Below are 12,560 nucleotides of genomic sequence, written 5' to 3'. Positions count from 1 at the left end.
CTTCCTTCTTTTTTAAAATCTTAGGGTGTTAAACCGACTGGATTTCGATACCAACTCTGAATGAGTAGTGCAGCTGCAAAACTATCTGCTGATAGCTTTTTTGCTCGACCTTGTTCTTGGTAAAAACCTAACTCTTCTCTTGCTTCACGTGTCGTTAAACGCTCATCTACCATCAACGTTTCTATGTTGGTTTGATGACGTAAACGTCTCGCAAATTTGCGAGCACGTGTAGAGAGTTCTGACTCGCTATCGTCCATATTTAGGGGAAGGCCAACCAAAAATAAATCGGGTTGCCATTCTTTCACGATTTTTAAGAGTTGATCCCAATTCGGGATACCATCTTTCATGACAAATAGAGGGAGAGGGTTGGCACTTTCAATTGAAGACTGGCCAATCGCCATTCCCATTTTTTGAGTGCCAAAGTCAAAAGCCATAATCGATTTTGATTGTGTTTCGGTCATTAAGCGTGTCCGATTTCAGATGCTAGCCACGCACGATCTACACCAATTTTTTTATAAGCTGCATCCCAACGATCGTCATAAGGCAGGTTGAAAATCAGATCCATATCGGCATCACAAATGAGCCAGTCACCACGCGTAATTTCGTCTTCTAACTGATTTTTGCTCCAGCTCGCATAGCCCAATGCAATTTGGTATCGACCTACACCTTCGTTATGAGCAATCGCATCGAGAATATCTTTACTGGTCGTAATACAAACATTTTCACCTACAGCAATAGATGAATGCCATGTTGGTTGCCCAGTATGTAGAACGAATCCAGCTTCAGGACGTAAAGGACCACCTTGTAAAACCGCATGTGGATTTACATTGTCAGCTTCAATGTCGAGATCGTTGAGTAATTCTTTAATTTGAATACCGGAAGGACGATTAATAATAATGCCTTGAGCACCTTCCTCATCATGACGTGCAAGATAAATTACAGTGTTTGCAAAAAAGTCATCTGCCATTTCTGGCGGGGCAATCAGACAACGGTGAGTCAGATATTGTTTGGTCACCTAAGCGGTTCTCCCTCAAAAAATGTCACTAGAGGGCCTCTCGACCCTTTTATCTATATAGGTTCTTTTTATCAACATACAAGAGTTAATCGGATTTCGCCAATCTTTTTCTCTCATTTTCTTTATTAATTTGAAGAAGCCTGAAATTTAAGTTGGCGTAATTGTTTTGCGTGCTGCAAGGTTGTTTCATTAATTTCAACACCACCTGACATGCGAGCTAACTCAAAAATGATTTGATTTTCATCAAGTTCTATAATTGTACTGCTGGCTGGGTCAGTTTGTTGTTTTTTCACTAATAAATGTTGATCAGATTGTGCAGCAACTTGTGCTTGGTGAGTAATACATAAGAGCTGGACATGTTGCGCTAAGTCGGCAAGTAAACGTCCAACAACTTCTGCGGTGCCACCACTAATCCCGACATCAATTTCATCAAACACCAACACTTCGGATTCGGTTTTTTCAGCATTCATGACTTGCATCACGAGTGCAATACGAGAAAGCTCACCACCTGAGGCCACTCGTGCCAATGGTTGTGGAGGAATACCCTTATTGGCCGTAAATAAAAGTTGAATAAAGCTTAAACCCTCTGCACCTGGTTGTTCTAATGGTTCGAACTTAAACTCGAAGTGTGCTTCTGGTAACGCTAAAGGTTTCACTTGTTCAGTTAATTGTTTAGCAAGCGGAGCGGCAGCTTCACGACGTATATTGTCTAAATGCTGAGCTTTTTCTAAAAACTCCTCATGCGACTTTTCAACTTGCTCTGCCAGTGTTTCTGGGTCTTCAAGTTGATGCAATTGCTCAAGCTCACGTTGCCAAGCTTCATATTCTTCTTTAAGGGTTTCCGGTTGAGTCCGGTATTTGCGTGCCAGACGATGAAAAACCTCAAGTTTAGAGTTGAGTTCTTCCATTCGCTCTGGATCAAAGCTCTGACGATCAATAAATTGACGCAAGTTTGCCGTTGCATCATCTATTTCACTTTGAGCATTGAGCAAAGAGTTATAAATCTCAGAAAGTTGATCACTACGCCCGGCATGAGATTCTAGACGGCGAATAATCGAAGACATTTCTTGAGTAATATTCTGTTCAGCTTCATCTAAAACATTTAAGCTATAGCTACAGTCTTGCATGATATGTTCATGATGACTAAGACGATCAAATTCTTGCTCAATTTCTTTATAGTCGGTTTGAATGACGTCTTCGAGTTCCTCGATTTGATGCTCTAAAGTACCAATACGCTGCAAACGTGTTGCTTGTGCATCTAAGGCAGCTTGATGCAAACGAATCGTGCGTTGCCACATACTATAGGCTTCACGTACATCATTCGCTTCAACATAAAAATTGTTATAACGATCTAGCCAATGCTTTGGATATGGTGGCTCAAGAAGCTGCTGCTGGCTGTGTTGACTATAGAGTTGAACGAGCAAACGGCCCAATTCTTTGAGTTCAGATAAACTGCTAGGGCGGCCATTGACCCATGCTTTACTACGTCCAGTTGCAAAAATAACACGGCGTAAATGAATTTCCCCAGAATCATCATCTAGCTCGTGTTCTTGTAGCCATTTTTCTTCAGGGCTATTATTTTGATAGGTAAAAACAGCGGTGATATCCGCTTTGTCTGAACCATAACGGACATAATTCGTATCGGTACGTTCCCCTAGACAGGCAGAAAGTGCATCCAGTAATAATGATTTTCCGGCACCTGTTTCGCCTGTTAGAACATTAAATCCTTGTTCTATATCAATAGCTAAATGATCAGCTAATGCAAAATTAATTAAAGTTAAATGTGTGAGCATAAACGCATCCAACGCGCCAAATTATGGGTTAAAGATAGAGAAGTTTTGAATTTGCTACAAGTGATCTATTATTCTAACTGAAATTATAGAACAGCAAGATTGCGGATATTTACAATGAAAAAAACATTAAGCTTACCGAAACCACCAATAGGGATGATCAACCGTCATAAAAAAAACAATCCTGCGGAAATGAATAAAATTTTAAATCAACATTTTAATGCATTTAAACAGGCAGCCGCACAAGGAGATTATGCCAAAGCTTATCAACATGTTAAACAAGCTGTTAATTTAGTTCCCAAGCATCCGGGAGCATTATCCGATTTGGCATATACCGAGCTACGCTTACGCCGTTATAGCGATGCCTATCAACACTATTTGCAAGCGATTCAGGTAAGTGGTTCCGCTGTAAATACAAATTTATATGATGGATTAACAGAAGTTTGTCATCATTTAAATAAAAAAGAAGAAACAATAAAATTTGGACGCTTGGCAATTACAACTAAAAAAGAATTGGCTAAGAACGAACCTGTTTTGCCTATTCCCAATCATGCGCCCCCAGAGTTTAGTTCAAACCCTCAAGAAAATATTATTGCCTTTTCATTGTTTGGAGCAAATCCTCGTTATTGTGAAACTTCTATTTTAAATACTGAGTTAGCCAAACAAGTTTATCCAGAGTGGACGTGCCGATTTTATGTCGATGATACCGTTCCAGTGCTTGTGCAACAGCGCTTAAAAGAAAAAGGTGCGCAAGTGGTACAAGTGACGGACTCCCAAAAACAACTATCAGGGCTGTTCTGGCGTTTTTTTGTGATGGATGATCCAACAATTAAGCGTTTTCTTATACGTGATGCCGACTCGATTGTGTCGTACCGTGAAAAGGCGGCTGTAGATGCGTGGCTCAAGAGTGAGAAGTGGTTTCATTTAATGCGAGACAACTATTCCCATACCGAACTAATTCTGGCTGGAATGTGGGGCGGATGTACGGGGATTTTTCATAATATTGAAGCACATATCAGAGATTATGTTGCCACCGGACGTTATCTGGATAATCGGGTGATGGATCAGCATTATTTGCGTTATTGTATTTGGCCGACTTTAAAACAGAGTGTGCTTATACACGATAGCCAGCAATTCGATTCAGATGCTATTGATTTTCCAGCTTATGATCTGGTGTTAATGCAAAATGACAGTGAAAATTTTCATGTAGGAATGAATGACGGTTCACCGGTGGTTGCTACAGCAGTTGCCCATCCAACAGCGCAAAGAGTGTGTTGGGTACTCCTAGATGAAAATCAGGTCGAAGTTTGCAGATATGATGCAATTGTGTCGAATAGTCGAAATATTGAGATTAATTTACCTCATGCTTTTGCCAAAAAAATTCAGGCCGAGCAGTGGAAATTACAAGTCTATCCGTATGAAAACTGATTGATTAGTTATTTAGGCACAATTAAACTACATTCATCATAATTTATATAAATATGGCATTATCTGGAGAATGTGCATGAGTACAAACCAATTTGATCATGTAACGGTCATCAAAAAATCTAACGTTTATTTTGGTGGAGCATGTATCAGCCATACCGTGCAATTTGAAGATGGAACGAAAAAAACACTAGGTGTTATTTTGCCGACTGAGCAAGCCTTAACTTTTGAAACGCATGTCCCTGAGCGTATGGAAATTATTTCAGGTGAATGTCGCGTAACAATTGCGGACAGTAATGAAAGTGAATTGTTTCGTGCAGGCCAATCATTTTACGTGCCTGGAAATAGCGTTTTCAAAATCGAAACTGATGAAGTCCTCGATTATGTGTGCCATTTAGAAGGCTAAGAAATTCCTGTTCAAATCGGGTACACTATGCCCAAAGAAATCCTGTGAAGTTGGCTTTGCAGGATTTTTATTTTTTTGCTCAAACGTTGTTAGAGGTCATGCATGGCAAAACAGGAATATTATTATGGCGTTCATTCAGTGGAGTCATTGCTAGAACTTGAGCCGGAGCGTGTGCTAACTCTGTTTACTTTAAAAGGACGAGATGATCAGCGTTTGCAAAAGATTTTGCAATTGGCAGAGCCTTTTGGAATTAGTGTACAAAAAGCAAGCCGTGATAGTCTTGAAAAACTTGCAGGTCTACCATTTCATCAAGGCGTAGTTGCAGCAGTACGTCCGCATCCTGTCTTAAATGAGCAAGATCTTGATCAAATCTTAAGTGAAACTCCAGATGCCTTGTTGTTGGCATTGGATCAGGTGACAGACCCACATAACTTAGGGGCTTGTATTCGTACTGCCGCTGCGATGGGCGTGCAAGCGGTCATCGTGCCTCGTGATCGTGCGGCAAGTTTAACGCCAACTGCTCGTAAAGTTGCAGCAGGTGGAGCCGAGAAAGTTAAATTCATTCAAGTCACAAATTTAGCTCGTACATTGGCTCATCTCAAAGAAACAACTCATGTGCGTGTGATTGGCACCATGCTTGATGAAAGTGCATTACCACTTCAAAAATGCGATTTTTCTGGCCCAGTTGTGATTGTGATGGGAGCCGAAGATACCGGTTTGCGTCCTATTACACAGGCACAGTGTGATCATAAAGTTTATATTCCTATGTCAGGAAATCTACAAAGTCTAAATGTCAGTGTAGCGACTGGTATGGCTCTTTATGAGGCTTGCCGCCAGCGTTCTGAGGTATAATTTAGCTGCCTTTTTTAGTTTTTAAGTCATCTTGATATGTCTCCCCGTAAGCAAGGTTATTTCTTTGTATTGGTGACCATGTGCATTTGGGGCGGGTTTACGCTTTTTGCCCGTTTAAATGCACAGTGGCACATCAGTGCTTGGGATATTGCCGCACTGCGCTTCGCTATAGCCTTCTTAATTTTAATGCCTATTCTGATCTATAAAAAAGATCTGGCTTTTTTATGGAGTAAGCATGCGGTTATTTTGGCCTTGATTGGTGGGGTCATTTATTGTCTTACCGTCTATACCGCTTTTCTCTATGCTCCCGCCGCTCACGCTGCAATTTTCTTAAATGGCTGTATCCCAATTTGTACTGCGTTCGCAGCATATATTTTATTTAGACAACCATTTGATAAACATACATGGGCTAGTCTGGCAATCATGATCACTGCTTTAGGTCTCATGAGTGTTTTGATGCTGCAAGGTAATGCTTCTGCTTTTGGAATAGGTGATCTGCTACTTTTTATTAGTGCGATTTGGTGGGGTATTTTCACTGTGTTACTTAAACAGTGGAAACTGTCTGCATGGCACTCAATGGCAAGTGTTGCGATTTGGTCTGCAATTATTTATTTGCCCATCTATGTTTTATTTTTGCCTAAGCATTTCATGGAAGCCAGTCCTGTTCATTTAGCCATACAAGGCATTTTCCATGGTGTGTTTGTCGTTATTATTGCAACTTTGACTTATGTGGCAGCCATTCAGCGACTTGGTGCTTTTAAAACTGGAAGCATTGTGACTTTGGCACCTTTTATTGCAGCCATATTGGCCGTACCTCTGTTAGGGGAGGCGTTAAGCCCATCTATTGTCGTAGGTTTAGTTGGAATGGGAGTAGGTGCCTTACAACCTTGGCGATGGTTTCGACCAGATAGCTTGGCACAAAAAATTAAACAGCAAAATGAGCCAGATTAGTCTGTACGTTTCAAATAACTTTGATGTAAAGGCTCTAATTGTTGATGTAAATGTTCGAGTAATCCATCATTAAACACAATGTCATTGGCAAGTTCGCGTTTACGCTCACGTGGCATTTGCGCTGCAATAATTTTCTGAATTTGTTCTTGGTTTTGCCCATCGCGTTGGCTTGCACGCTGAATTTGAGTTTGTTCACTAGCATCAACTAATAACGTGTGGTTAACCAATTCATGCTGGTTGGTTTCAAAAAGTAGTGGTGAAACTAAAATCACATAAGGACTTTTTGGGTTTTGCAACTGCTGAATAATAGATTGGCGGATTGCAGGATGAGTGATTTGCTCAAGTGTATGGCGTGCTTGTGGATTCTGAAAAATGTGCTCGCGTAGGGCACGACGATCTAGGCTTCCATCAGGTTGAAGTACCCAATCTCCAAAAGTTTGTTGAATTTTTTGAAGGGCAGGTTGGCCTTTTTCAACCACTTCGCGAGCAACGATGTCGGCATCGATGACTTGTATTCCTTGGGATTCAAACCATTGTGTTGCAGCAGATTTCCCGCTACCAATTCCACCTGTGACTCCCAGAATAAAAGCCATTTTAACCTCCCAAATAGATTTTCATAATCTGGTCACCCCATAAAAAGGCAACCCAGCCAGCAATGGCAATATACGGCCCAAAGGCAAAGGGCTGATTGTCATTGCGTAATTTTAGTAAAATGATGCCAATAATTGCACCTAGTAAAGATGACAATAGCACAATTAATGGCAGCATCAATGGCCCCATCCATGCACCTAATGCCGCAAGCAACTTAAAGTCGCCGTAGCCCATGCCTTCTTTGCCGGTAATTACTTTAAATAGGTAATACACAATCCACAGGCATAAAAAACCAATTAAGTAACCCCAAATGGCTGAGGTGGGTGTGGTGTAGATGCTAAAGGTATTAATGCCTAAACCCAGTGCGGCCAAAGGTAAGGTAAAACGGTCAGGTAGCAGCTGAGTATCAAAATCAATAAATGTTAAAGCAATTAAAACCCAAGTCAGGACTAGTCCAAACAGCATTTGTATGGTTGGGCCAAATACCATGATGACCACCAGTGAACATAGCATGGTGAGTAGTTCTATGGCTGGGTAGCGCATGCTAATTGCATGCTCACAATGCCCACATTTACCTTTTAAAAGTAGCCAACTTATGACAGGAATATTTTGATACCAGCGAATGGGCTGATGACATTGGGGGCATGATGAAGCGGGCTTACTTAATGTTAGCTTTTCATGGTCAATGATTGGTTGTTCAGGATCGAGTAGCATTTGACATTCTTGGTGCCAATCTTGTTCCATCATTTTGGGGGTGCGATAAATCACCACATTCAAAAAGCTACCAATACACAGACTCAATAATGCAACCGCAATATAAAGTGCAGTTAAGTTTTGAATAAAATAAGCAATAATTTCTTGCATTACACGACTGAGCCCATTTGGAAAATTGGAAGATACATAGCAATCACCAGACCGCCTACAAGTACCCCTAAAATTGCCATAATTAAAGGTTCCATCATTGAAGTTAAGCCATCAACGGCATTATCAACTTCATTTTCATAGTACGTCGCAACTTTATCGAGCATGCTGTCTAGTGCACCAGATTCTTCACCAATTGCGACCATTTGTATAGCCATAGATGGAAAACGATTTGAAATGCGCATCGCAAATTGGAGTTGTTGACCTGTAGCAACATCTTCACGAATTTTCATTACAGCTTGTTCATAAATAATATTATTGGTTGCACCAGCCGTTGATTCAAGCGCATCAATGAGAGGAACACCAGCTGCAAAAGTTGTTGCTAAAGTACGGCTGTAACGGGCAATAATCGCCTTATAAACCAGATCACCAAAAATAGGTAGTTTTAGGGCAAGTTTGTCTAAACCATCACGAAATTTTTTACTGCGCTTTTTAGCTTCCAGAAATGCGGCAATGATTGTCCCAATCACAAAAATCAGAATGAACCAGTATTCCTGCATCCATTTCGACATATTTACGACCATTTGTGTAAAAGCAGGCAACTCTGCACCAAAGGAGGAAAATAGATCTTGGAAGACGGGAACTACTTTAACCATCAAAATAATAGTCACAACCACAGCAACCACAATAACCGTCGCTGGATATTTCATAGCTTTCTTAATTTTCTGCTTAAGCAACTCACTTTTTTCTTTGTAAATTGCCACGCGGTCCAGCATGGTTTCAAGCGCACCAGACTGTTCGCCAGACTCTACAAGAGAACAAAACAGTTTGTCGAAGTGCTGAGGATACTTTCTTAAAGCTGAGGCAAAAGTACCGCCACCTTCAACTTCACCTTTAATACCGAGCACCACCTCGCGCATCGCTGGGTTTTCTAAACCTTCCGCCACAATTTCAAAGCCTTGTACCAGTGGAACACCAGCTTTCATCATGGTTGCAAGTTGTCGGGTAAAAATCGTGATATCGAGCGTTGATACTTTTTTCTTAAATAAACCTTCAAGAATATTTTTACGCTTTTCCCGAATATTACGGACAGTTACACCTTGTTTGCGTAGGGTTACTTTAGCTAAAGCCATATTTTTAGCTGGAAGTTCCCCCTTAATTTTTACGCCTTTACGGTCAACCCCTTCATAAGCAAAAGTCGGCATCAACTGTGCCTTTTTGACAGTCATGACATTATCCTTATTTTAAATTGTCTTTTATTCACTAGTCACGCGGTTGACTTCTTGTAAAGAAGTAACACCTTGCATGACTTTCTTTAAACCTGAGCGACGCAGATTACTAAACCCCAATTTTTCAGAAGCAGCAGCGATTTCTAAAGCATTGCCATCTTCCATAATAATCTTGGAAATCTCAGGTGTGACTTTCATTACCTCATAAATACCTACTCGACCTTTGTAACCCTCACGACATTCAGGACAACCGACCGGTTGAAAAACTTGAAAATCGGGATGTGTTAGATCTTGTTCGGTAAAACCCATTTCTAATAGGCTTTGTTTAGGAATGTCACTAGGCACCTTACATTGAGGGCATAATCGACGTGCCAAACGTTGAGCAATAACCAAATTGACCGATGTCGCAATATTAAAAGATGGAACTCCCATATTGCGTAGACGAGTAAGTGTTTCAGGGGCACTGTTAGTATGTAGTGTGGACATTACCATATGGCCCGTCTGAGCAGCTTTAATCGCGATTTCAGCTGTTTCTAAATCACGAATCTCACCGACCATAATAATGTCAGGGTCCTGACGTAAAAATGATTTAAGCGCAGCCGAAAAAGTAAGACCTACTTTAGGGTTCACGTTAACCTGATTAATACCTTCAAGGTTAATTTCGACCGGATCTTCGGCAGTAGAAATATTGGAGCTTTCAGTATTTAAAATGTTGAGGCCCGTATATAAGGATACTGTTTTACCAGAACCTGTAGGACCAGTAATTAAAAGCATACCTTGTGGCTTATCCAATGCTTCCATAAAGAGTGTTTTTTGCTCTTCTTCATATCCTAGAGCATCAATTCCTAGCATGGCACTAGACGGATCGAGAATACGTAGAACTAGCTTTTCACCAAATAAAGTCGGAAGAGAGTTCACACGAAAATCAATTGCTTTAGATTTCGATAGCTTGAGTTTGATACGACCATCTTGAGGAACACGCTTTTCGGAAATGTCCATTTGAGACATAACTTTCAAGCGTGAAGCCAAACGGTTAGCCAGTTGTAAAGGTGGGTTTGCAATCTGACGCAAAACGCCATCGACCCGATAACGGACCCGATACGATTTCTCATAGGGTTCGAAATGCAAGTCTGAAGCCCCCATACGAATCGCATCTATTAATAACTTGTTAACATATTTAACAATAGGTGCTTCATCGCCCTGAGGAGTGTCATCATCCTCTTCTGGAGCGGTTGAGGTATCAAGATCTACATCCAGATCAAACTCTTCATCACTAAATTCGAAACTACTTTCTTCAGTAAATTGCTGCGCCAGAATTTTCTCAAGTTTATGGTGCTCGACAATAACCGGCTCAACCATAAGCTTGCTGTTGAAGCGAATAGCATCAATAGCATCAACATTGCTGGGATTACTGGTTGCAACATATAAAATCTGTCCTCTTTGTACGAGAGGCAAGACCCGATGTTTTAAAATCAGTTTCTGGTCGACCAAATCTTTAGGAATCTGGCTGGTATCGTAAACGTCCAGATCAAAATATGGTTCAGCAAATTCAATAGAAATTGTTTCAGCTAATAAAGAAGGGGAGAGATTAACCTCTTCAATCAGGTACGCAACAGTATCCTGTTTAGCTCTTTTTGCTGCATCTAATGCTGTTTGCATGGTCGCTGCCGACACATGTTTTTCTTCGACTAATCGTCGAAAAAACCCCGAAAATTTTGGAGATGTATGTATGACTGACATCTGCCTACCTGTGCTCATATGTTTATAATTGGTATATAAAAAATTATACTTTTGTTATCTAAAATTACTACCTGAGAAAATGATGCTCTCGTCTTGATCCGCTTATCAAAGCTTGAACCAGTCGAAGTTTTTATTCATTAATTTTTAAAAGCTAAGGCTTTGGGCTCAATAAAGTTTTATTACTGATTTCAAATAGTAGAAAAGATATGAGCAACCCCGTTAAAGAAAAGTATCTGAAATTTGTAGAAATGCGTGTAGAATGTGCTGCATTTTTGATGAAAGGTGAGCCGTATGTCGGGTTCGACGATTACGCCTTGGGTAGTTGGCAACTGGAAAATGAACCCAATGCGTGCCAATGCCAAACAACTTATAGAAGAATTTAAACAACTATTGCAACAAAACCAAATTGCAGATGAAAGCTGCCATGTCGGGGTTGCTCCAGTTTCTATTGCACTTGCAATGGTACAAACACAATTGCAAGATGCTGCAAGAACAGTATATACAGTTGCACAAGATGTATCGCGTGTAGCAGGTACAGGCGCCTATACTGGTGAAGTCAGTGCAGAATTATTAAAAGATAGCCAAATTAATTTTGTATTGGTGGGTCACTCTGAACGCCGTGATTTATTAGGTGATAACGTTGAAACTTTGAAGGCAAAACTCCAAAATTCTTTAAATGCAGGCTTAACTGTCATTTATTGTGTGGGTGAAAGTCTCGAACAGCGTGAACAAGATTTGGCAGAGCAGGTTGTATTGCAACAAATCTGTGATATAGCTCCTGTAGTTACCGCAGAACAATGGCAAAAGCAAATTGTAATTGCTTATGAGCCAATCTGGGCAATTGGTACAGGTAAAACTGCTTCACCACAAGATGCACAGGCAATGCATGCTAAAATCCGTGAAGGTTTAAGTCAGATTACTTCAGCGGGTCCAGATATTGCGATTTTATATGGCGGTAGTGTAAAAGCTGAAAATGCAGTCGAGTTGGCAGCATGTCCAGATATTAATGGCGCGTTGGTTGGAGGTGCTTCGTTAAATGCAGCATCTTTTTATCAAATCGTAGAAGCCTTTGCACAAAGTAAATAACGAGGATAGGGTATGCACTCTTTTGTACTGATCGTACATATTATTTTAGCGGTACTGATGATTGGCTTGATTCTAGTGCAACACGGTAAAGGTGCGGATGCGGGTGCCTCTTTTGGCGGCGGCGGAGCAGCCACTGTATTTGGTGCATCGGGTTCAGCTAACTTCCTTACTCGCCTTACTGCTGTGTTAACAGCCTTGTTTTTTGTGACTAGTTTAACCCTAGCTGTTTTTGCGAAAAAGCAAACTACAGAGGCTTATAGTTTAAAAACTGTACAAACTACCGCGCCAACACCAAGCACATTGCCTGAAACTTCGCCAACTGCACCAAAAACCAGTCAATAATTCGAAATAGGGCTTTCCTTTTGTGGTGGGAAGCACTAGAATGCGTCCCACAAGCTGCGGTGGTGGTGGAATTGGTAGACACGCTACCTTGAGGTGGTAGTGCCTTCGGGCGTGGGGGTTCAAGTCCCCCCTTCCGCACCAGCTTTTAACCAGAAAGTTGATGCGTGTGGTTTGTTTTTGTTGCGGGATGGAGCAGTCTGGTAGCTCGTCGGGCTCATAACCCGAAGGTCGTTGGTTCAAATCCAGCTCCCGCTACCAATTTGATTAAGGTG

Annotated in this window: 13 protein-coding genes and 2 tRNA genes; 8 read left to right on the top strand and 7 right to left on the bottom strand. The window is 41.0% G+C overall.

Features of this window, described 5'->3' with window-relative positions:
- Window positions 1-20: 20 nt before the first annotated feature.
- From ruvX to recN, 3 genes are all read right to left on the bottom strand, one after another.
- Entirely contained in the window at window positions 21-461 is a 441-nt protein-coding gene (gene ruvX / locus BMW38_RS16380; RefSeq protein WP_002115066.1) for a Holliday junction resolvase RuvX, read from the bottom strand.
- On the bottom strand, window positions 461-1,015 hold the full coding sequence (locus BMW38_RS16375) for a YqgE/AlgH family protein (RefSeq protein WP_003654562.1): 555 nt from the start codon (window positions 1,013-1,015) through the stop codon (window positions 461-463). The genes ruvX and BMW38_RS16375 overlap by 1 nt, the downstream gene beginning before the upstream one ends.
- A gap of 125 nt (window positions 1,016-1,140) precedes the next feature.
- Window positions 1,141-2,808 (bottom strand): DNA repair protein RecN, encoded by a 1,668-nt coding sequence (recN, locus tag BMW38_RS16370; RefSeq protein ID WP_056483137.1) that lies wholly within the window; start codon window positions 2,806-2,808, stop codon window positions 1,141-1,143.
- A gap of 114 nt (window positions 2,809-2,922) precedes the next feature.
- Between recN and BMW38_RS16365 the strand changes: the two genes are divergently transcribed.
- The 4 genes from BMW38_RS16365 to BMW38_RS16350 all read left to right on the top strand — a co-directional run bounded on the left by BMW38_RS16365 (window position 2,923) and on the right by BMW38_RS16350 (window position 6,439).
- A complete protein-coding gene (locus tag BMW38_RS16365; RefSeq protein ID WP_092710040.1) occupies window positions 2,923-4,233 on the top strand; it encodes a tetratricopeptide repeat protein in 1,311 nt (436 codons plus the stop codon).
- 76 nt (window positions 4,234-4,309) lie between these two features.
- Window positions 4,310-4,636 (top strand): pyrimidine/purine nucleoside phosphorylase, encoded by a 327-nt coding sequence (locus tag BMW38_RS16360; protein WP_003654567.1) that lies wholly within the window; start codon window positions 4,310-4,312, stop codon window positions 4,634-4,636.
- A 102-nt stretch (window positions 4,637-4,738) separates the two neighbouring features.
- Window positions 4,739-5,488, top strand: coding sequence for a 23S rRNA (guanosine(2251)-2'-O)-methyltransferase RlmB (rlmB, locus tag BMW38_RS16355; protein WP_005037200.1), 750 nt, complete (start codon window positions 4,739-4,741; stop codon window positions 5,486-5,488).
- A gap of 36 nt (window positions 5,489-5,524) precedes the next feature.
- Window positions 5,525-6,439, top strand: coding sequence for a DMT family transporter (locus BMW38_RS16350; RefSeq protein ID WP_092710038.1), 915 nt, complete (start codon window positions 5,525-5,527; stop codon window positions 6,437-6,439).
- Here the strand turns inward: BMW38_RS16350 and coaE are convergent.
- Genes coaE through pilB form a run of 4 tightly spaced genes read right to left on the bottom strand, consistent with a single transcriptional unit; the run spans window position 6,436 to window position 10,860 of the window.
- Window positions 6,436-7,032, bottom strand: a complete 597-nt coding sequence (gene coaE / locus BMW38_RS16345; RefSeq protein WP_092710035.1) for a dephospho-CoA kinase — start codon at window positions 7,030-7,032, stop codon at window positions 6,436-6,438. The genes BMW38_RS16350 and coaE overlap by 4 nt on opposite strands.
- Window position 7,033: 1 nt before the next feature.
- The gene (locus tag BMW38_RS19725) at window positions 7,034-7,894 is read right to left on the bottom strand and encodes a prepilin peptidase (RefSeq protein WP_092710033.1); all 861 of its coding nucleotides are present in this window, start codon (window positions 7,892-7,894) and stop codon (window positions 7,034-7,036) included.
- Window positions 7,894-9,120: a type II secretion system F family protein gene (locus tag BMW38_RS16335; RefSeq protein ID WP_092710030.1), complete on the bottom strand. Its 1,227-nt coding sequence runs from the start codon at window positions 9,118-9,120 to the stop codon at window positions 7,894-7,896. Before BMW38_RS16335 ends, BMW38_RS19725 begins: the two co-directional genes overlap by 1 nt.
- 27 nt (window positions 9,121-9,147) lie before the next feature.
- The gene (gene pilB, locus BMW38_RS16330) at window positions 9,148-10,860 is read right to left on the bottom strand and encodes a type IV-A pilus assembly ATPase PilB (protein WP_092710028.1); all 1,713 of its coding nucleotides are present in this window, start codon (window positions 10,858-10,860) and stop codon (window positions 9,148-9,150) included.
- A 291-nt stretch (window positions 10,861-11,151) separates the two neighbouring features.
- On the opposite strand from pilB, the gene tpiA reads away from it, so the two are divergent.
- From tpiA to BMW38_RS16310, 4 genes are all read left to right on the top strand, one after another.
- Window positions 11,152-11,946, top strand: a complete 795-nt coding sequence (tpiA, locus tag BMW38_RS16325; protein WP_092710026.1) for a triose-phosphate isomerase — start codon at window positions 11,152-11,154, stop codon at window positions 11,944-11,946.
- Window positions 11,947-11,958: 12 nt separating this feature from the next.
- Window positions 11,959-12,288 carry a preprotein translocase subunit SecG gene (secG, locus tag BMW38_RS16320; protein WP_092710024.1) on the top strand — a complete coding sequence of 110 codons (330 nt, stop codon included), beginning with the start codon at window positions 11,959-11,961 and terminating at the stop codon, window positions 12,286-12,288.
- Window positions 12,289-12,344: 56 nt separating this feature from the next.
- A tRNA-Leu gene (locus BMW38_RS16315) sits at window positions 12,345-12,429 on the top strand.
- A 40-nt stretch (window positions 12,430-12,469) separates the two neighbouring features.
- Window positions 12,470-12,546: transfer RNA gene (locus tag BMW38_RS16310), tRNA-Met, on the top strand.
- The last annotated feature ends 14 nt before the right edge of the window (window positions 12,547-12,560 follow it).

The organism is Acinetobacter sp. yr461 (genome assembly GCF_900110445.1).
Lineage (GTDB): Bacteria > Pseudomonadota > Gammaproteobacteria > Pseudomonadales > Moraxellaceae > Acinetobacter > Acinetobacter calcoaceticus.
The sequence above is the reverse complement of the archived record's forward strand: the minus strand, read 5'-3'. Positions and strand labels throughout refer to the sequence as shown.

Coding starts and splice junctions, on each gene's coding strand:
- ruvX (WP_002115066.1), bottom strand. CDS start 461: ATGACCGAAACACAATCAAAATCGATTATGGCTTTTGACTTTGGCACT.
- recN (WP_056483137.1), bottom strand. CDS start 2,808: ATGCTCACACATTTAACTTTAATTAATTTTGCATTAGCTGATCATTTA.
- BMW38_RS16365 (WP_092710040.1), top strand. CDS start 2,923: ATGAAAAAAACATTAAGCTTACCGAAACCACCAATAGGGATGATCAAC.
- BMW38_RS16360 (WP_003654567.1), top strand. CDS start 4,310: ATGAGTACAAACCAATTTGATCATGTAACGGTCATCAAAAAATCTAAC.
- rlmB (WP_005037200.1), top strand. CDS start 4,739: ATGGCAAAACAGGAATATTATTATGGCGTTCATTCAGTGGAGTCATTG.
- BMW38_RS16350 (WP_092710038.1), top strand. CDS start 5,525: ATGTCTCCCCGTAAGCAAGGTTATTTCTTTGTATTGGTGACCATGTGC.
- coaE (WP_092710035.1), bottom strand. CDS start 7,032: ATGGCTTTTATTCTGGGAGTCACAGGTGGAATTGGTAGCGGGAAATCT.
- BMW38_RS19725 (WP_092710033.1), bottom strand. CDS start 7,894: ATGCAAGAAATTATTGCTTATTTTATTCAAAACTTAACTGCACTTTAT.
- BMW38_RS16335 (WP_092710030.1), bottom strand. CDS start 9,120: ATGACTGTCAAAAAGGCACAGTTGATGCCGACTTTTGCTTATGAAGGG.
- pilB (WP_092710028.1), bottom strand. CDS start 10,860: ATGTCAGTCATACATACATCTCCAAAATTTTCGGGGTTTTTTCGACGA.
- tpiA (WP_092710026.1), top strand. CDS start 11,152: ATGTCGGGTTCGACGATTACGCCTTGGGTAGTTGGCAACTGGAAAATG.
- secG (WP_092710024.1), top strand. CDS start 11,959: ATGCACTCTTTTGTACTGATCGTACATATTATTTTAGCGGTACTGATG.